The organism is Bremerella cremea, from assembly GCF_003335505.1.
GTDB lineage: Bacteria > Planctomycetota > Planctomycetia > Pirellulales > Pirellulaceae > Bremerella > Bremerella cremea_A.
Genome location: NZ_QPEX01000011.1, coordinates 55,510 through 73,076, shown reverse-complemented (window position 1 = coordinate 73,076; position 17,567 = coordinate 55,510). Strand labels below are relative to the sequence as shown.

The window sequence follows — 17,567 nt, the reverse complement described above, 5'->3', positions numbered from 1 at the left end:
AGGAGTTTAACCCAGAAGAAGTGATTTCCCAACCGGTACGCTCGCGATCTAGATCATTATCGCCGAGATGAATTGGCCAGCTTCATACTCGGAATTAGGTGCGAAAATAGCCAAGGCATTGGCTTTGGCGAGGGTGGCCAGGTCGGCTGACCCTTTCCAGTTTAGCGGCGAAAGTGTTGCTCCGGCGCCTTCCTTCCGGCAGGCCATTGCCGGGAAATAGACGGGCCGGTCGCCATTATTGACGAAATCACGCGTCAAAAGGAAACCTGGCACATGCAGTGGTTCCTCGGCACGGCCTTGCAATTGGTTCAACGCACAACGCACAAACAGATGAAAACAGACCAGGCTACTAACCGGGTTCCCAGGCAAACCAAACACGAGCGTAGTCTTCCCTGCGGAAACGCGTTTGCCAAACCAGAGCGGCTTGCCGGGCTTGATGCAGACCTTATGAAAAATCTGCTCGACGCCGTGGGCGGTTAGCTCCGCGGGAACCAGATCGAGCACGCCAGAAGAGACACCGCCAGAGAGAATCAGAATGTCCGACTCCAACCCTTTTGAGATCGCGGCGGCTAAGTCTTCGCGTTTGTCTTTGACGATGCCAAGCTGGATCACCTGAGCACCTGCTTCGATGGCCATGGCCTCGAGCATGGGACCGTTGCTGTTGCGAATTTGGCCAGAGATAGGCTCTTCTTGGGCACTGACCAGTTCGTCGCCGGTGCTGATGATGGAAATCGACGGAGAACGATGAACGGTCACCCGGCCTTTCGCCATGTCAGAGAGAATACCAACTTCAATCGGGCGAATCCGCGAACCGGCGGAGAGAACAACCTGCCCCTTGCTTAAGAGGCTGCCTCGCTTGAGAACGTTCTTACCGGGCGTTACCGCCTCGGTAATCATGACTCGATGAACATTTTCAGAGTCGATTTGGGTATGTTCGACCAATGCGACGGCATCTGCCCCCGGAGGCATAGGGGCACCGGTCATAATGCGGGCGCAGGTACCAGGGCGGATCACTTCCACGCTGGTCACGCCGGCGGCGATCTCGTCAACGACTTCCAAGTTCGCTGGGCCATCTTCCAGGTCGGCTGCGATGACGGCGTAGCCATCCATCATCGATTTGTCGAACGCGGGCGAATCTTGCTCGCTGGTCAGGTCTTCGGCCATGGCCGAGCCCAGGGCTTCGACGGCATCACATTCATAGTCTGGCAGAGGGGACGAATGCTTGCCGATCAGTTCCAAAGCCTCTTCGACGGAATGCATGATGTGACTCCCATGTTCAGCAGTCAGGGCACGGGGCGGATCTGATTGTCCTGGAAACTGCGTTCAAAGTATTGATAAATACGGTTTAACTTGACACTGGTTGAATCTCAAGGAAGCGACGCAACATATCGGTCCCCGTTTCACTAAGGAAACTTTCCGGGTGAAACTGTAGACCAAGCAAGGGGAGTGTTTTGTGGCGAATCGACATGATTTCTTTCTCGCCATTGGGCATCACGCTCCAAGCGGCGACCTCGAAATCACTGGGTAAGGTATCGGGCTTAATCACCAGACTATGATAGCGCGTGGCAATAAACGGGTTAGGCATGTCGGCGAACAAGCCTTGGCTGTCGTGGTAGATCTCGTCCGTTTTCCCGTGCATCAGGCGTTCAGCTCGAACAATCGTTCCACCGAACGCTTGTCCCATCGATTGATGCCCCAGGCAAACACCCAATATAGGTAATTTGTCGGCAAAATACTTGATGGCTTCGACCGAAATACCAGCTTCGTTCGGCGTGCAAGGTCCGGGGGAAACGATCAGGTGGGTTGGTTTCAGCTTTTCGATCGTCGCGCAGTCGATTTGATCGTTGCGATACACTTGCAAATCAAGCGTCGGATCGATCTCGCCCAAGCGCTGGACCAGGTTATAAGTGAACGAGTCGTAGTTGTCGATCAAAAGGATCATGCGCGGGCTCAGCGGGGCAATAAATCAAATTGAGGTCAGGCTATCGTTTTTCGGAAACCGTTGTCAGGGACAACATTGATTCCCCCTGTGTTCGCTTGGCAAACGCGATTCCATGGTGGTTTACGGCTGCGAAGGGTTCTCCTCGTCAGGCTCGGGTGACGGTTTATCTTCGGGCTTCTTTTTCTTTCCCCGTGCCATAGCGAGAATATCGGCTGTACTTGGCTTTTTGGGGGCAGTTTCTTTTTTCTCGGTCTTTTCAGCCGCAGCTTTCTTACCGCGAGCCATGGCCAGGATATCGGCGGTGCTTGGCTTTTGCGGAGGATCGTCTTCCTTTTTTGCCTCGGCAGCCGGCGGTTTGGTTTCGCCACGCAGCAGGGCAAGTTTCTCGGCGGTGGAAAGCGTTTTCGTGTCTTTTGGTTCTGTGGGAGGAGCTTTTTCGGCCGGAGCCCCACTCCCCTTCCCTCGTGCCAAGGCCAAAATATCGGCCGTGCTGGGCTTGGAATCGGCTGGTTTGGCGGCTTTCGCAGCTTGGGGTTTCGCCTTGCCACGGGCCATCGCCAAGATATCGGCGGAGCTGGTCGCTGGCTTTTTCTGGGCGGGTGTTTGCGGGGACGCAGGCTTGTCGGCAGCTGCTTTTTCAGCAGGCTTCTTCTCTGAAGTCGGTTCCGGCGGGGGGACGATCTTCAGAAAGTCGACGTCTATATCATACCACGAAATGTCATTTGACCCGAGAAACTCCACCAAAGCGCGACCGCTCATGTTCACGGTACGAACGACTCCGGTGCGACCTTCAAATCGCTTGAGTTCTGGCACCATATTCGCGATGGCGACGTACTTGTCGGTGTACTCTCGTTTGAGCTTTTCGATATGCTCGAAAACCATATCCAACTCGCAGCGGCTATTTCGAGAAACGCAACGCGCGCGAGGTTTCGCTCGCTACTTCTATCATAAAAGAAGCCGCCCGATATCGCTATGGCTAAGGGAAACCAACCCTTATCGTTGGACCTGGCCGGTGCCGAGGGTTTGCTGAATCTCTTTCGACGAAGCGACGTATTGCTCACTACGTTGGGTATCGCCCAACTGGCGGTACATTTGGGCCAGATTATCAAGCGGAACGACCAATTTCTTCCTCAAGCTGGGATCTTGAGCGATCGCGGACTCGATGAGCGATTTTCCTTGTTCACTCAGTTCGACCCCTCGCTGACGATGCCCGATCGTCCAGTAGGAAACGCCCATGCTCACCAATGCTTCGCCGCGGATGTCAGGCGAATCTGTTTTGAGGCTGGGTGCGGTCAAGTGAGGAAGGGCTAGGTCGTACCAGTCCGCGGCAGCGTGGTGGTTTTCCTTCTGGACAGCTTGGATCGTCCCAGCTCGGAAGAAAACATTTCCCAGCAGCAGATGATCTTCCTTGCTCAAATCGCGTCCGACGAGGCCAGCTTTGATATAGGTTTTTGCTTGGTCGCTCAAGGCGAGTGCTTCGAGGTAGCGCCCCCGCTCGTTTTCGACGGTCACCGCTTTGGCCAGCGCCAATCCGGCTTGCCATTCGATCGCCCGGTGAAGGAATGGATCGTCCGACTTACGAACGAGCTCGCGATAGCTCCCCACAATCTGGTCGACACCTTCACTAGGATCGAATTTATGGAGAAAGGAACTTTGGGCCGCGAGCGACTGGGTTTGTAGTTTCAAACGTAGAAGTTCGGTCCCCTCTTCGTTGGTGATGACATCGTCGACGTAGATCTTGGCTCGATTAAGCCACTGATTGACGGTTTCCGGCTTTTTTTCCCAATCACCCGTGGCAATATCCATGGCCAGCGACAAATGCGCGTCGATCAGAACCTGCTTGGCGGCGCGGCGGATGTCACGATTCGGATCATTCACCAAAGGGGAGGCCGTTTCAATCGCTTTCACATGCAGCGAAACGGCTTCCTGGTTACTCTCTGGACGAGCGATTTGCAGCAGGTCGCCCCATTGGCAATAGGCCGCTGCACGAACTTGTTTGGCGACGGCCGGATCTTCCGCGATTTGTTTGGTGCTTTGAATCGCCGCGTCAACGTTGCCCAGCGTGGCTGAAAGGCGACCACGATGCAGGCGATGCTCTGGCTGAGCGCCGATACCAGCGATCGCATGCCGCGAGGCCTCGAAGGCTTCTTCCGTGCGACCGATTTGTTCTAAGATCTTGGAAGTTTCGTACCAAGCTTCTGCACTGTGTTGTTCCACCGCCAAGGCCTGGCGATAGTCTTCCAACCGATCGCGATACACCAAAGCAGAGCGGCCTCGGGCTCGAATCAGGAATCCTTCCGGCGAAACCGCTTGAACCAAGATGCGATCAATCTTGGTCGAATTGGAATCGGCTGGCTGAGGAAGCATGATCCCTTTCTCGGGATAGATCCAACCCAAGCTGCGGCCTGTGGCATCGCGAACGTCTGCCGGATCGATCTGACGCAGACCGAACTGGTCTTCGACTTCGTCCAAAGACATCGGCTGCGCTGGAATCAGCAGTAGCGAGATAATCTTCTCGCCATCCACGGCGACTTCGACTTGGGAAAAGCCAGGTCGATTTTCGTACAACCGAACCCGTTTGTCTTGATCGATACGGCGCTGCTTGGCCGGTTCGCCCCACTCTTGATCCAAGCGGGCAAGCGGCGTCTGGCCAGGGATTACGTTCCCGATCGGCAAGCCCGGTTCTTCGATAGGTGGAGCGGTCTCATGCGGAGAGGCTGGCGGAAACGATTCTGGCTGGCCGGCTGTCGGTTGAGTGTTCAACGTAAAGCGAGCGCTGGGGGGTGCCGGCGAATCATGCAAAGTGGCGCTCGGCGTACCTTCATCAGCGACGACCATCGCGCGAATCGGTTTGTCGGAAGAGGTTTGCTTTTCTACCGAAGGTAAGGATTCCTGGACTTCTTCTTGATGAATACGCCGAACTCGCAACGGGCCGTGGGCTTCGCGCAGGCTATTTCGGATTGGCGGCGAAGAAATCACCTGGACATCTAAGGGGTGGTCAGGCGTTGGTGGCGATTCACCCGAAACGAGGCGAACCTTCGACGAAGCATTGGGGGTAATGGGTTCGTCATCGGCCGACAGCGAAAGGGAGAAAGGACGCCGAACGGCTGGCGCAGCCGTTTTCGCTGGCTCTGCTGGGGGCGCTAACACTGCTTCTTGGATCGGGCGATCCGCTTCGTCTAGCATCAGACGAATCGGGTCGGCACTGGCCAAGCCCAATGGCGCGAACAGCAGAATGGTTGGTAACGTTACTTTGATAGTAGTCGGAATCCGCATGTATCCCTCTCGGCCAAATCGCACTGGTCCCGTAATTGCTTGCCATGTGGGCACAGTTCAAGGCGGCACAAGTATAGCGAGCCACTCGATTGGGCCAAGATCAATTTTCCCGCCGCTAGCAGTCGCAGGAAACTTACAGACAGAAACGTGGTAGCGAACCGATTTGCTTCAGCTCGTCTGCGGTCGGAAAGCTCAGCACACGATAACGTGGTGGATACGTTTCTAGGTTCTCGATTTTGGAACCAAGGATTGCCTGAACCACATCCCATCGGCCACTAGCGAGCGGTTTCATGTGATGCTGGTCCATGAACACAATGATGTCGGTCTCGGGGAGCAACGCGTAGGGACACTCAGGCCAAACACAATACGAGTACAGCTCGCGGGAATTTAAATCGCGAAAGAGGTAGTGATTCGCGACAAAACCTTTGCGGCCTGACTGAGCCAAGGCAATTTCGATCGCCTCGTGCTGTTCGTGGTATTCGTTAGAAAGCCCTTGTAAATGCAACTCCAGCATCGCTTGGTGCAAGGGATGCCCCACCGGAGGAAGCCACGTTTGCCACCCTTCGCCGGTCATGCGGCAAGCAGTAGAACTAATCGGTCGTGGATCTTGCTGATGCTGCTTCGTGAGGTCGACCATCAGTTGGAGTCCGATGTCGTCTTCATCGCCGGTAATCAGCAGGCAGTCACGCGTCGGTACCATCGCTACCGGCAGCCCAAGCAGTGGCAGATTGCGAATGCGGTCCAGCATCAGTAAACGCGAGGCATCGTAATTGTCTTGATTACGAAATAAAAATACCCGCTCGTCCAGCGTAGTGATGGTAGTTTTGACTTGGTTAAGATTCTCCAATGCCGTTTCCATCAACTCGTACAGCGAGCGACCCCACTGCTTAAGCAACTCGGGATCGATGCTTCGCGTGGTTTCGGGAAGATCGTAAACCGGCATGGCTAGCAGATGACTGCCGATTTCGACATGCTGGTGAAAGATCGGCTTTTGACCCTGCAAACGACGCTGTAGGTTGCCGATTTCCAGATAGGCACGGTTGCGGACAATGGGCAGAATGTCGCACTGGGCATCTTCGAAAGCTTCGGGAATCGGTTTATGGTGGGATAGAATTGCCCGAGCAATCTTCGTCAGAAAGGCATCACGCTGGTGGACTGGCAGGCGATCGTATTCGCCGAAGATGTTGTTCAGATTGGTGACACCGGCCGGCTCTCCCTGATCGAAAAAAAGAAATTGATAGGTATCGCGATCATAACGAACCTCGCGCGTTTCGCCAGCTTCTTGAACCTGGCGTAGTAAGCGTTGGGCAAAAATGTCTCGTTTCGAGGAGCCGAAAAGGTACCGGATAAGATCCATGGCACACTCGTCAAAAAGGAAAAAAAGTCGCGAGCAGCGTGCGCCTGATTTTATTTTATCCCCCAGGTGGATGGGAACAATTGAAATGATACCATCATCCCAGTTCCCCTCGACGATCCAGTGACCTTGCCAAATCGGGGGAATTGGTAAACTAGCGATCTTTCGGGTATTGTTGAGAAAATTACGTGGGAATCTGACGATAAAAAACGTATAGGATGGCACTCATCGCTATCTCGGCCAAATAGCGGATCCTCTTGCTTGACACTTTTAGCGATGTGCTTCGACCGCGATGCAAGTTCCTTCTTCAAATACACCAGCTTCTCCGATACCTATCCAGGTTGCGCTGCGGGTTTTTCTGGATGGCCAGCAGCAAACGATCTTTGACGATCAATTGGGCCGCGAGGTCAAAGAGCTGATTCTATCGGACCGGCTGATTATAGGGCGGCAGGATGTCACCAAGGGAGATCCAAATCCCTTTCGGACCATCACCTTTACCAACCACCGCAAGCTGATTGTCACACCCTACGAGCGACGCGAGGTCTCGCGGCGGTCTCTCGATCTGGCTCTCGACCCGCAGGCAAATTATATGCGGGTGGGCAATATTGGAACGCATGAAGTCGACATCGTTCCGACCAGCGAGGGACGCATCGCTCATCATCAAGTGCGCACGTTTGTTGTCGAAGACTTGAAGCGTCAGCCCATTCGGTTAATGGTCGCGAAAAACATTGCGATCGAAATTGGCGTCAATGGAGTGGTTGCCGAAAAGGAATTCCCCCAGCCAACACATAACCAAACCAGCATTTCGCAAAGTGTGACTGATGTGGCGATGCTGCTACGTCAAAGCCGAATGACCGACGGCTACGCGACGCCGCACGGGCCTTCGAGTGCCGACATCGAACGTATCTTAAGCGCGGTCAGTGCCGTGCTAGAGAAAGCAGCCAGTTCGCCCGACTTTTTCATCACAGCCGCTGAAAAGGTTTGCAACCTGGGCAACTTCGATTCGTGTTCTTACTTGGGGCTCGATCCGACCACCAATCAATGGCAATGCGAAGCGACCTGGCCTGCTTACGACTCAGGTCGCAACGAGGAGCCCCACTTCGACAGCAAAGCACTCGAATACGTTTGGTCGCATCGTAAAACCTGGGCGACGCCCCCTTCGTTTGGTGAAGCAACCGTTTCTCAGCGAATCGTGGTTACGCCTGTTTTGTCGCACGATTTTGTGGTGGGCGCTCTGTACGCTACGAAGCAACAAGGCATGCTGGGGGACGATGTCTTAATCGATTGCGAAGTGAAGTTTGTCGAAGTGATTCGCGACTGCCTAACGGTTGGCCTCGAGCGTTTGAAGCAAGAACAAGAGGCGGCCAAACATCAAGTCTGCCTGGCCCAGTTCTTTCCGCCGGGGATCGCCGATCGCATTTTGTATGACGAAACGTTGCTTGAAACGCGGGAAGAGAACATTTCGGTTCTCTTTTGCGATATCCGTGGGTTCAGCACCATCAGTTCGGCAATCGGCTCGATCCGCACCATGGAATGGCTGCGCGATGTGTTGGGGGAACTCTCCGAGAGTGTCATTCGGTACGACGGAGTATTGCTGGAATATGTCGGTGACGAAATGGTCGCCATGTGGGGTGCCCCAGACGCGCAGCCCAACCATGCCGATCTGGCTTGCCAAGCGGCGGTCGACATGATTGGCAAGCTCGAGCGTCTAAACGAGAGTTGGTCGGATCGCATTCCACGGCACTTGCTTCCTTTTGGCTTGACCATAGGAATCAACACCGGCGATTGTGTCGTGGGAAAGAAAGGGACCGAGTACAAATATATGTGGGGGCCCTTGGGACCAACCGTCAACATTGCCAGCCGCGTTCAAGGGGCCACAAAGCACTTCTGTCCGAAACGAGCGCAACTGGAAACAGGAGCCGCCTACCAACCGCCCAATATCTTAATTACCGACGCAACTCGCTTGGCGTTACGTGCCAGCATGCCAACGCGGCAGCTTGGTTCGATTCAAGTCGTCAACATTCCGGAACCGATTCGGGTTCATCAACTAGCGACAACAACCGATGGCCAGTGGAATCACTTGTGCCAAAAGTTCGAGCTTGCTTTACAGCAATTCGAGTCGCGTCATTTTCTCGATACGCTGAACACGCTTGACCAGATTTCCCATATCGATGAACTCCGGGCCGATGGGCCCACGTGTTGCCTCCGCGACCGAGCGTTGGCCTTGCTTCAAGATCCGCATTTAGCCGGCGATGATCATCCGACCTGGAAGCTCGATCAGAAATAGAGCCGTTCCCAAAAAAGAAACGCGTTGGCCGGGTCAAAGTCACCGTTCCCACACATCGACAAATACCGGCCAACGCATTCTTTATGGCTGTCCGCACCAAGCAAGCCTCTGAGCTAAAGAGGTGGCGCAGCGTTTACCTGTTTGCGGGTATCCATAGCTTTCAAGGTAACGAGGCTTGAGTTATAACGGAAATATCTTGTTCCTATTTGGATGATAAGTGTTTCCTATGGAAATCCATCAGCTAAGGTATTTCGTTGCGGTTGCCGAACTCGAGAACTTCACCCGAGCGGCCGAGCAGTGCCTCGTGACCCAGCCGTCGCTTAGCCAGCAAATCGCTAAGCTGGAACGCGAACTGGGAACGCGACTGTTAGATCGTCTCGGGCGTAGCGTCGTGCTGACCGACTCGGGGAAGGAACTACTGCCTCGGGCTCGTCGGATATTAAAAGAAGTCGATTCGGCAGAAGGCTGGTTCAAACAGCCAGAGGGGCCGGAAGCGGTCTCACTACGGCTAGGAGCTTTACCCACGATTGCTCCGTTTCTCTTGCCGCAAATCATCTGCCACTTCCGCGAAGCGTTGCCTCAGGTCACGCTCACGATTGTGGAAGACTACACCGATCACCTCTTAGAACGGCTGCTAAAAGGTACGCTTGATGTGGCAATCATGGCCTTGCCAATCGAAGACCAGCGGTTAGAGGTCGAGCCGTTGTTTCGCGAATCGCTGCTGGTAGCGATGCCCCCTGCCCACCCGCTGGCCGAGAAACCGTCGGTTTCTTTCAGCCAGGTTCGCCAAGAGGCGTTCGTGCTGCTGCATGAAGTCCACTGCCTGGGAGAACAGATCCTGGGCTTCTGCCGCCAGCAAGAGTTCCAGCCGCACGTTGTCTGCGAAAGCGCCCAGATCTCGACGATTCAAGAGATGATTCGTTTGGGGCTGGGGATCTCGTTGCTGCCAGAGATGGCGATTGATCCTGCTGATAAAACAATTGCCTACCGTCCGCTTCGGAAATTTCAGCCTTATCGTACGATTTGCGCCGCTTGGAACCGCCACCGCACGGTCACCGCGCCGCAGTCTGGTTTGCTAGAGATCTTGCGGCGGGAAGATGCCACCGCGTAGCTTTCGATTTGGGGATGAGGAAGAGTAAAACAGGTGCCGTGCCGTCGTCTTCGCCAGCATGCCTTTAGCTCTAACTTGCGCAAGCCAGAAGTGGACAGTTTGACCTTTTTAGGCCCCCAGGTGATCGATGTACGCCCCTGCGACCAAATCGTCTTCAGATATCCCGAGCGTCGCCATCAGATCCTTGGCGATCGCTTGGCCAACGATCTCGGACTGGTCGTCGTCGAGCACGACTTCTAGTTCGAGGTAGCTTCCCAGGTCTTCGACTTCATCTAAATGGATGCGAGTTTGCCCGATCAGGTAAAGGGTCCGCGTTTTCTTGACCAAGCCAATCAATTGCAGGGCATCGGTCAGCAGTGCCTCCAGTGATTCTGGATGCGAAATGGGGACGCGGCGATAGTGGGAGGTTTTCGGACCGGCTGAATCTTGGCGGCGGTAAAAGATCAACTCGGCATGTTCGCCGTTGATCTCTCGTAGTTTTAAACGCCCTTCCGGCACACGGTAGAAGTGATCGACCTGCTCTAGCACCACCGGGCCGGAGTCCGCCAAGGGGACGATCCGATCTTCCACGTCGGATCGCCTGAGGAGTCGGGCCTTGATTTCGATATTACGGGGCATAAGAGAGATCGATTCCTGCCTAGGGTTACTAAACCATTTCGTCGGCGATGAAGCCTTCGAACGTCTGGCGGCGACGAATAACGCGGGCCTTGCCGTCCTCGATCATCACTTCGGCGGCCAGTGGTTTCGAGTTGTAATTGGAACTCATGCAGTAGCCGTACGCGCCGGCACATTCGATTACCAGCAGATCGCCAATTGTGGCCGGAGGAAGCTTACGGGCACTAACGAAGCCCCCTTCTTCCTGCGTGAAGATGTCGCCAGATTCACAGAGCGGCCCACCGACGATCACGTCGTTGGTGGCTTCTAATGCCTGACCATCTTTGCGGGCGACCGAGATTGGATGATAAGCCCCATACATGATCGGTCGGGCCAGGTTGTTGAACCCAGCGTCGGCGACGTAGAAGAGGTTGGTCCCCATTTCCTTAACAGCGCGGATCTCGGCGATGAGGTATCCAGCTTCAGCCGACAGGTAACGGCCTGGTTCGATTTCAAGCGAGAGAGAATGACCGAACGCCTCTTCCAAACGCTTGCGAGTCGCATCCCACAGCTCGAAGTACTTATCGAGGTCGACGTAGGTTTGCTCGCTGTTGTACGGAACCGGCAGGCCACCCCCGGCGCTGATGGTTTTGATGCTGCGGCCAACTTCCAGGGCCGCTTTTTCCATGGCATCGCATACCTGGGAAAGATGATGCAGGTCGGTCCCGCTGCCGATGTGCATGTGCAGCCCGGTAATCTGCAGACCGTTGGCATCGGCCAGCATCAAGCAGTTGCTGAGCTGTTCGTGCCAGATACCGTGCTTCGATTGTTGACCACCGGTGTTGGTCTTTTGGCTGTGACCGTGACCGAAGCCAGGGTTGATTCGCAAGGTGATCTCGCGGCCTGGGGCCATTTCGCCCAGCTGGCGAATCATATCAGGCGAGCCGCAGTTGACGTGCAGGCCATGTTCGACGCAAAGTTCAAGGGCTTCGCGATCGAAGATATCGGCTGTGTAGACAATCGGTGGCGGGTCGCCATGCTTGTCGAACCCGGCAGCCAATGCACGGCGGATTTCCCAGGCACTAACTGCGTCCACAACAACGCCATGTTCCCGAACCAGTTTCAAAACGGCCAGATTCGAGCAGGCCTTTTGGGCATAACGAACCACATCGAACGCAGACAGATCGTGGATCCGTTCAATGATTTTAGCGGCGTCGTAAACGTAAGTGGGGGTGCCGAACTCGGCGGCAAGCTGCGTAACGCTGACGCCGGCGATCTCCTGGCGCGAAGTTGAGAATGTGGGGACTTGTGGCATGTCGATAACCATGGTTGAAACAGGCAAGAATACGTGAACATTATTGTAGTGCGACACACGATTTAGCCCACCGGGCGCAAAAAAAGGGAGACCTTTTTGGAAAAAGGTCTCCCCCCAGATGGTTTGCTGCGGAATTTAGGCTTCTGGCTTAGAAAGCAGGAGCTTCTTCCTGATCGAAGTCGCGAGCTGCATTCTGAGCAGCCATTCCGGCGCCGAATGCTTTGATCACGCCTTCTTGAATCATGAACCGACCGCGGGCCTCTAAGCCGTTAACTTCGCTCTTCAGCAAGATTTGATCGTTGCCAGCTGACAGGGCCTCGACCGCGGCGTTAAGGGCAGCTGCGTTCTTCTTGTCGTGCTTCTCAGCCAACGTCAAGATTGGCAGGAGGGAAATGTTCATTTCCATCATTTTGTTGAGAGGAGTCGCGGTGCCGGCGACCGAGTCGTCGATGGCTTTCTTCAAGCGGGCAACCGAGTCGTTACCAAACGAGAAGTAGACGCTCTTATCGGCGATACCAACAACAAGCGTAGGCTTAGCACCCAAGATTTCTTTGGCTTCTGGCGGAGCATCGTCCATCGGGATTTCCATCACGTGGAAACGGACTGCTTGGTAAGACTCCGCATCCCATTTCACTTCCGGGACATTTTTCTCTGATTCCAACAGCTTCATCAGTTCTTTGAAGCCATCTTCAACACGCTTGCCATCGGCAACGTGCATGCCAGCCAGGACAACCGCTTTACCACCGTCCAGGTCGACCATCATGCCCAGGTCCATGCTGCCGGTACGAATGGTTTGAACTAGCGTATCGATCATCAGATCGACAACCTTCTTGGCCGATTCCAGTTCTTCACCTTCCAATTCGCCATCGGTTTCAAGTTGACGGATTGCTTGCTCGCGGGCGTCGTCAATTTGCTTGGCAAGCTTTTCAGCTTCCTCTGGTGGGGTCTTCTGCGAACCGATCAGGTTAAACGCAGCACCTTTCTTATTGAAACCACTGAACTCGGTCGTCAGGTTGGTGTTCAGCGCCAATTGTTCGGCTAGTTGGCTACCTTCGACAGCGGTGTATTTGACGTCGATGTAAGTGGCTTGTTGGCTCGCGTCGACATTCCAGCCGATCGTCAAATCCGAAATTTCGGTGAAAAGCCGGTTGATATCGTTCAGTTGAGCATTGATTTGCTCTTTCCGAGCGGCGAACTCTTCATCGGTTTCATCTGGCTCTTGTTCCAAGGACAGCTCGACGCCGGCCTTCATTTGGGAAACCATGATGCTCTGGTAGATTTCCGGCACATTGCCAGGGTAAAGCTGAACGGCGAAGTCGTAGTCGGTTGGCAGCGTTTTCAAAAGGTCGGCTGGGGCGGCAGGCACATTGGACAGTTTGTCCATGTCCATGGCAACAAAGGCCCAATCGCCAGACTGCTTCACGAAGACAGGCATGGGTGTGGGAAGCATCTTCACGTCGTTACCCATGTCTTGCGCCGGGCCGAACTGCTCTTTGATGATCAGCAGTAGCGAGTCCATGTCGGTGACCGGGATGAACGCCAAGGGAGAGAACTCTTGCCCATTGGTCATCACAACAACGCCGATAGGACGTGTCTTGTCGATTCCCTGGGTGAACGGAGAACTCATGATGGCGGCCATACGACCGAAATCACTTTGCCCAGCAGCGTCGGCCAGGTACTGCGTGTCCGCTAAGATCTTCTTAATCGGCGAAACTGATATGACTGCTACCGGCTTCGTTTCGGCTTCTTGAGCATGAAGCGCTGCCAACGGCATGGCCAATAGCAACATGCTCGCGAGAGCTAGTCGGCCCCATACAAGGCGACTTTTTTGAATCAACGTTTTCACTGCATCCGTCTCCTGAGAGGTTTTGATTCTTGGATTGGTGACCCCATCCAACTAGGAACTATACCTGACGGTTGGCTGCCCGATTGGGGGACCATTTCTAAAATGTACCGCAGACCGAGGCCCCATTGAAGCCAAGGCGCCCGGTAGGCCAGGGTCAATCAGCAAGCTAACAATGATGTGAAGCACCCTAACGGCGCGCACCTCAATACCAAGCCTACTCCTAGATCAACACATAAGTTTCAGACGCACTGGGGAAAAACCGGCTCGAAACTTGGAAACATTAGGTAATCGCCCCGGTTCCCCGACCGAAAAATCGGTGTTATGGGACGAAAAAACGATCAGGCATGGGCCATGCGCGAACGAACTGAGCGCGCAGTATCAGATATCTTACTTACTTAGTCCCCGTGTTGGCTGACGCGCATGATGGGCTTAGTCAGCTTCCTGCGATTGGGACAGGCGAGAGAGTAGAAGGAATCTCGCGGCGCCAGCTTTAGCGCTCTCGGAAGACAATTCGTCCCTTGGTCATGTCATAAGGGGACAATTCCACCCGGACGCGGTCGCCAGGAACAATACGAATAAAGTGCTTACGCATCTTGCCAGCCACATGCGCCATGACCGTCGGGCCAACGTCCAACTGCACGCGGAAACGCGTATTGGCTAGGGCTTGGGTAACTGTGCCTTCGACTTCGAGGGCCTCTTCTTTCTTAGACATAACACTCCTAAGGATTTCAACTTAGTAGACAGTAATTGGGGGCATTCATAATCATGCCAGCATTAGTATATCGATAACCTACCCAAACGCAAACGCAGATTGCATGCCGAAGAAGCGACCTAAGGAGAAGAAAAGCTCTTTCTTTTAGGGGGTAAGTGCTTCTCGTTCAGCCGGTGCGTAGTCGTAGATACGGTAAGTTTTCGACTTCTTGGCCCCGCCCCGTTCGAGCGAAGCTCGCGAGAGATGGTTGCTTTCCAGAACCCACGAGAACTCGACTTCTTCGACGCCCCAAGCTCTTAAATCTGGAACGAGCCGCTCTAAAATCACCAACCCAATTCCCCAGCGTTGATACTCAGGGACCACATTGGTCGAAATGAGCCGCATGTTCTTGATCGCTTTCTTGTTCCACAGCAGACGGAAAAAACCGAAAGGAAACAGGCGACCGTCGATCTGCTTAATACGTGGGTTGTAGTCCAACATGCCGAACATCGAGCCAATTACCTGACCGTCGACTTCGCACACCGATGTTATTTCAGGAACCAGCAGATGTTTCAGGTCGGCGGCCATCTTATCGACTTCCGCCTTATCGATCGGGACAAAGCCCCATGTTCCCACGAGCGAGCGGTTATAGATGTCGAGGAATGTGTAGACGTCTTCTTTGAAACGTCGCCGATCCATTCGACGGAGCTTGAGATTAAACCGCTGCTTAGCTTCGTCGACGATAAACTTGAGCTTCGGATCTAAACCTTCCAGCATGTTCAGATGTCCCCAGAAAGCGTAAAGGTCCTGGGTTTTTTCGTAGCCGTAATCGACGATCAATTTCTCGTAGTAGGGCGGGTTATAGGTCATCATGAAAGCAGGCGAGGTATCAAACCCTTCGACAAGAGTCCCTATTTCGTGATTTAGCGAAGGGTTGGTGGGTCCGCGCATCTTGTAGATGCCTTGCTCGGCAAACCAAGATTTCACGGCATCGAACAGAGCCCCGCTGACCTCGGTATCGTCAATCGATTCAAAGAACCCCCAAAAGCCACGTTTCTCGTTGTATCGTTCGTTGTGCCCCACGTTTAAGATGGCCGCGATCCGACCTACAACTTTGCCTTCGCGGCGTGCGAGGAAGCATTGCACCTTGTTACGAGCATAGAACGGATGAGCAGAAAAATTGACTAGCTCGCTAATATTTTGCCGCAAAGGAGGAATCCAGAGAGGATCTTCGCGGTAGAGGGCCCAAGCGAGATCAATAAACTCTTTTTGTTGGCGTTTGTTAACGACTGGTTCAATGCTAATCGAGGACATCCGTCTCCACTTCTTCTGGAGGTTGCTAGCAATCCTCCATGTTGTAATAGATGATTTTTCAGGCGGTGCCCGATTTTGGAACTTTGTGTTGCGCTACATTCGACAACAATATCGGCCCATTTCCTACCCCCACCCACCTGACAAAATTTGTCCCTTTGTCACGAGAGTTGCAATCCTCGTGTTTGGTTATATTTCTGTGAAAAAGCAAAGAAAATTTCGTGTTGGGTATACCATTGGCCAATAAAGACCATATTCTAACGTTCTTTTTAATTGCTGAGTGAAGCCGGTAAACTAGTTGAGATGTTGTCCCAACTAGTTGCTATTTCGGTATTTCCCCGATTAAATCAGAGTAAATCAAAATGAAGCCGGTCATGTTCGCATGACAGGCATCGGGCCCCACAGGCACTGCCCCGTCTGTGGGGTTTTTTTATTGGACTCGCCTATTCTCCGATCGAAGCACCGGCGAGACCGTTTCGCCAGCGGAAAGGGACGACTCTGGCGAGACCAGAACATGCTCGCCTGACTCGATTCCGTCTAAAACTTCGACTTGCAAATCGTTCATCAAGCCAAGTTTTAAGGTTCTCTTCTCCAGCCGCCCGCCCAATTCAACATAAGCTTGCCAGTTGCCGTTCATGTCTCGAAAAATGGCTGAGCGAGGGATCACCAACGCTTGAGGTTTCTCTTCCGTATAAATCCGAACTTGCACTCGGTATTCAACGCCCAGGCCATGTTCTTCCAAAATTTGTCGTATCTGGTTCGAGTCGAATCGCAGAATAACAAGCACTCGCTGCTGCTCGACACCTAGCGAGCTAACTTTGGTGAAGCCAGCTGGGTAAACACGATCGACCGTTAGTGGCACCCCTGCCCCGGCTTGCTTGCCGAGCGAAGGGCCAAAAATTTCGCCCCGATTGCCAGGCCGGATGCGGGTGGCGTCTTGGCTAAGGATTTCTGCTTCGACTTCCAACTGATCCATTTGCCCGATCTCTAACAACAGCGTTCCGGCAGCCGCTTGTTGTTCGCTGGTCAACTCTTTGTGCAACACGATCCCAGCGACCGGGCTGGTCATTTTCGAGCGGGCCAAGCGTAGCTCTGCCGTGCGCAGACGGGCTTCCGCTTCCGCTTTCTCTTGTTGGAGCACGGCAACAGATAAGTCTTTACGATCGATAAACTGGCTCACCATGCTGGGCAGAAGTTTGGTTGCGGCATCAATTGACAAGATCGCTTGATAGGTGAGCGCGTCGGTTTGATATTCCGTTTCGTTTTCGACCTTCTGCAGTTGGGCCCGGTCGAGGTCGTCTTCGGTCTTGGCGCCTTGCGGGATCAACTTCCGCACCCGCTCTAGATACGTGGTGGCATATTCGAAGCGAGACCGGCTGGCCGTCATTTGCGTTTTGGCCGATTCCACCGTATTGATCATCGATTGAACGAAGTACTCTGCTTGCTGTTTGGTGGTGGTTTCAACCGATTTGTCCGCCGTTTCTCGAATCGAGGCCGTTAGCCGCTGGACGGCTGCTTGGGCTTCGGCGTACTCGGCTTGTACGTCTTCCTGCACGATCTCGGCGACCACTTGGCCCGCTTGAACGTGGTCTCCTTCTTCTAACGTGATCTCGCCAACCCGTGCTGCGAAAGGCATCGAGATCTTATAAATACGAGGAAGCCGTGTCTTACCTTGTTCGTCGATATACTCTTGAATCGGCAACTCGGCGGCGGTCACCACCTCCACTTGAGGCCCTCGGTCTCGTGTGGCGAGGTAGAGCAATCCACCCACGATGACAACCGCGACGACGATGGCAATGGTTTTGTACATGGCGATATTTTCCCACGATGCGTGGTATGG

Annotated in this window: 13 protein-coding genes; 2 read left to right on the top strand and 11 right to left on the bottom strand. The window is 53.9% G+C overall.

Annotated elements, in window-relative coordinates:
• Positions 1-48 precede the first annotated feature (48 nt).
• From glp to DTL42_RS07480, 5 genes are all read right to left on the bottom strand, one after another.
• Entirely contained in the window at positions 49-1,260 is a 1,212-nt protein-coding gene (gene glp / locus DTL42_RS07500; protein ID WP_114368101.1) for a gephyrin-like molybdotransferase Glp, read from the bottom strand.
• Between the two features lie 85 nt (positions 1,261-1,345).
• Complete coding sequence (locus DTL42_RS07495; RefSeq protein ID WP_114368100.1) at positions 1,346-1,942, bottom strand: anthranilate synthase component II; 597 nt, start codon at positions 1,940-1,942, stop codon at positions 1,346-1,348.
• A gap of 120 nt (positions 1,943-2,062) precedes the next feature.
• The gene (locus tag DTL42_RS07490) at positions 2,063-2,824 is read right to left on the bottom strand and encodes a hypothetical protein (protein WP_114368099.1); all 762 of its coding nucleotides are present in this window, start codon (positions 2,822-2,824) and stop codon (positions 2,063-2,065) included.
• A gap of 111 nt (positions 2,825-2,935) precedes the next feature.
• Complete coding sequence (locus tag DTL42_RS07485) at positions 2,936-5,218, bottom strand: tetratricopeptide repeat protein (RefSeq protein ID WP_114368098.1); 2,283 nt, start codon at positions 5,216-5,218, stop codon at positions 2,936-2,938.
• A gap of 133 nt (positions 5,219-5,351) precedes the next feature.
• A complete protein-coding gene (locus tag DTL42_RS07480) occupies positions 5,352-6,575 on the bottom strand; it encodes a DUF1444 family protein (RefSeq protein ID WP_114368097.1) in 1,224 nt (407 codons plus the stop codon).
• A gap of 289 nt (positions 6,576-6,864) precedes the next feature.
• Between DTL42_RS07480 and DTL42_RS07475 the strand changes: the two genes are divergently transcribed.
• Complete coding sequence (locus tag DTL42_RS07475; RefSeq protein WP_114368096.1) at positions 6,865-8,859, top strand: adenylate/guanylate cyclase domain-containing protein; 1,995 nt, start codon at positions 6,865-6,867, stop codon at positions 8,857-8,859.
• A gap of 226 nt (positions 8,860-9,085) precedes the next feature.
• Positions 9,086-9,970: a LysR family transcriptional regulator gene (locus DTL42_RS07470; protein WP_114368095.1), complete on the top strand. Its 885-nt coding sequence runs from the start codon at positions 9,086-9,088 to the stop codon at positions 9,968-9,970.
• Between the two features lie 108 nt (positions 9,971-10,078).
• On the opposite strand, the gene DTL42_RS07465 is transcribed toward DTL42_RS07470, so the two are convergent.
• From DTL42_RS07465 to DTL42_RS07440, 6 genes are all read right to left on the bottom strand, one after another.
• Positions 10,079-10,588: a class IV adenylate cyclase gene (locus DTL42_RS07465; protein ID WP_114368094.1), complete on the bottom strand. Its 510-nt coding sequence runs from the start codon at positions 10,586-10,588 to the stop codon at positions 10,079-10,081.
• A 28-nt stretch (positions 10,589-10,616) separates the two neighbouring features.
• The gene (gene lysA / locus DTL42_RS07460; protein ID WP_114368486.1) at positions 10,617-11,879 is read right to left on the bottom strand and encodes a diaminopimelate decarboxylase; all 1,263 of its coding nucleotides are present in this window, start codon (positions 11,877-11,879) and stop codon (positions 10,617-10,619) included.
• A gap of 148 nt (positions 11,880-12,027) precedes the next feature.
• Positions 12,028-13,725 (bottom strand): hypothetical protein, encoded by a 1,698-nt coding sequence (locus DTL42_RS07455; protein WP_114368093.1) that lies wholly within the window; start codon positions 13,723-13,725, stop codon positions 12,028-12,030.
• Between the two features lie 490 nt (positions 13,726-14,215).
• The gene (gene infA, locus DTL42_RS07450) at positions 14,216-14,437 is read right to left on the bottom strand and encodes a translation initiation factor IF-1 (RefSeq protein ID WP_105331308.1); all 222 of its coding nucleotides are present in this window, start codon (positions 14,435-14,437) and stop codon (positions 14,216-14,218) included.
• A gap of 144 nt (positions 14,438-14,581) precedes the next feature.
• A complete protein-coding gene (locus tag DTL42_RS07445; protein ID WP_114368092.1) occupies positions 14,582-15,730 on the bottom strand; it encodes a GNAT family N-acetyltransferase in 1,149 nt (382 codons plus the stop codon).
• Positions 15,731-16,157: 427 nt separating this feature from the next.
• Positions 16,158-17,537, bottom strand: a complete 1,380-nt coding sequence (locus DTL42_RS07440; RefSeq protein ID WP_114368091.1) for an efflux RND transporter periplasmic adaptor subunit — start codon at positions 17,535-17,537, stop codon at positions 16,158-16,160.
• Positions 17,538-17,567 lie beyond the last annotated feature (30 nt).

Bases quoted from the DNA above. Each gene is read 5' to 3' on its own strand.
- glp (WP_114368101.1), bottom strand. From the start codon at position 1,260: ATGCATTCCGTCGAAGAGGCTTTGGAACTGATCGGCAAGCATTCGTCC.
- DTL42_RS07495 (WP_114368100.1), bottom strand. From the start codon at position 1,942: ATGATCCTTTTGATCGACAACTACGACTCGTTCACTTATAACCTGGTC.
- DTL42_RS07490 (WP_114368099.1), bottom strand. From the start codon at position 2,824: ATGGTTTTCGAGCATATCGAAAAGCTCAAACGAGAGTACACCGACAAG.
- DTL42_RS07485 (WP_114368098.1), bottom strand. From the start codon at position 5,218: ATGCGGATTCCGACTACTATCAAAGTAACGTTACCAACCATTCTGCTG.
- DTL42_RS07480 (WP_114368097.1), bottom strand. From the start codon at position 6,575: ATGGATCTTATCCGGTACCTTTTCGGCTCCTCGAAACGAGACATTTTT.
- DTL42_RS07475 (WP_114368096.1), top strand. From the start codon at position 6,865: ATGCAAGTTCCTTCTTCAAATACACCAGCTTCTCCGATACCTATCCAG.
- DTL42_RS07470 (WP_114368095.1), top strand. From the start codon at position 9,086: ATGGAAATCCATCAGCTAAGGTATTTCGTTGCGGTTGCCGAACTCGAG.
- DTL42_RS07465 (WP_114368094.1), bottom strand. From the start codon at position 10,588: ATGCCCCGTAATATCGAAATCAAGGCCCGACTCCTCAGGCGATCCGAC.
- lysA (WP_114368486.1), bottom strand. From the start codon at position 11,879: ATGCCACAAGTCCCCACATTCTCAACTTCGCGCCAGGAGATCGCCGGC.
- infA (WP_105331308.1), bottom strand. From the start codon at position 14,437: ATGTCTAAGAAAGAAGAGGCCCTCGAAGTCGAAGGCACAGTTACCCAA.
- DTL42_RS07445 (WP_114368092.1), bottom strand. From the start codon at position 15,730: ATGTCCTCGATTAGCATTGAACCAGTCGTTAACAAACGCCAACAAAAA.
- DTL42_RS07440 (WP_114368091.1), bottom strand. From the start codon at position 17,537: ATGTACAAAACCATTGCCATCGTCGTCGCGGTTGTCATCGTGGGTGGA.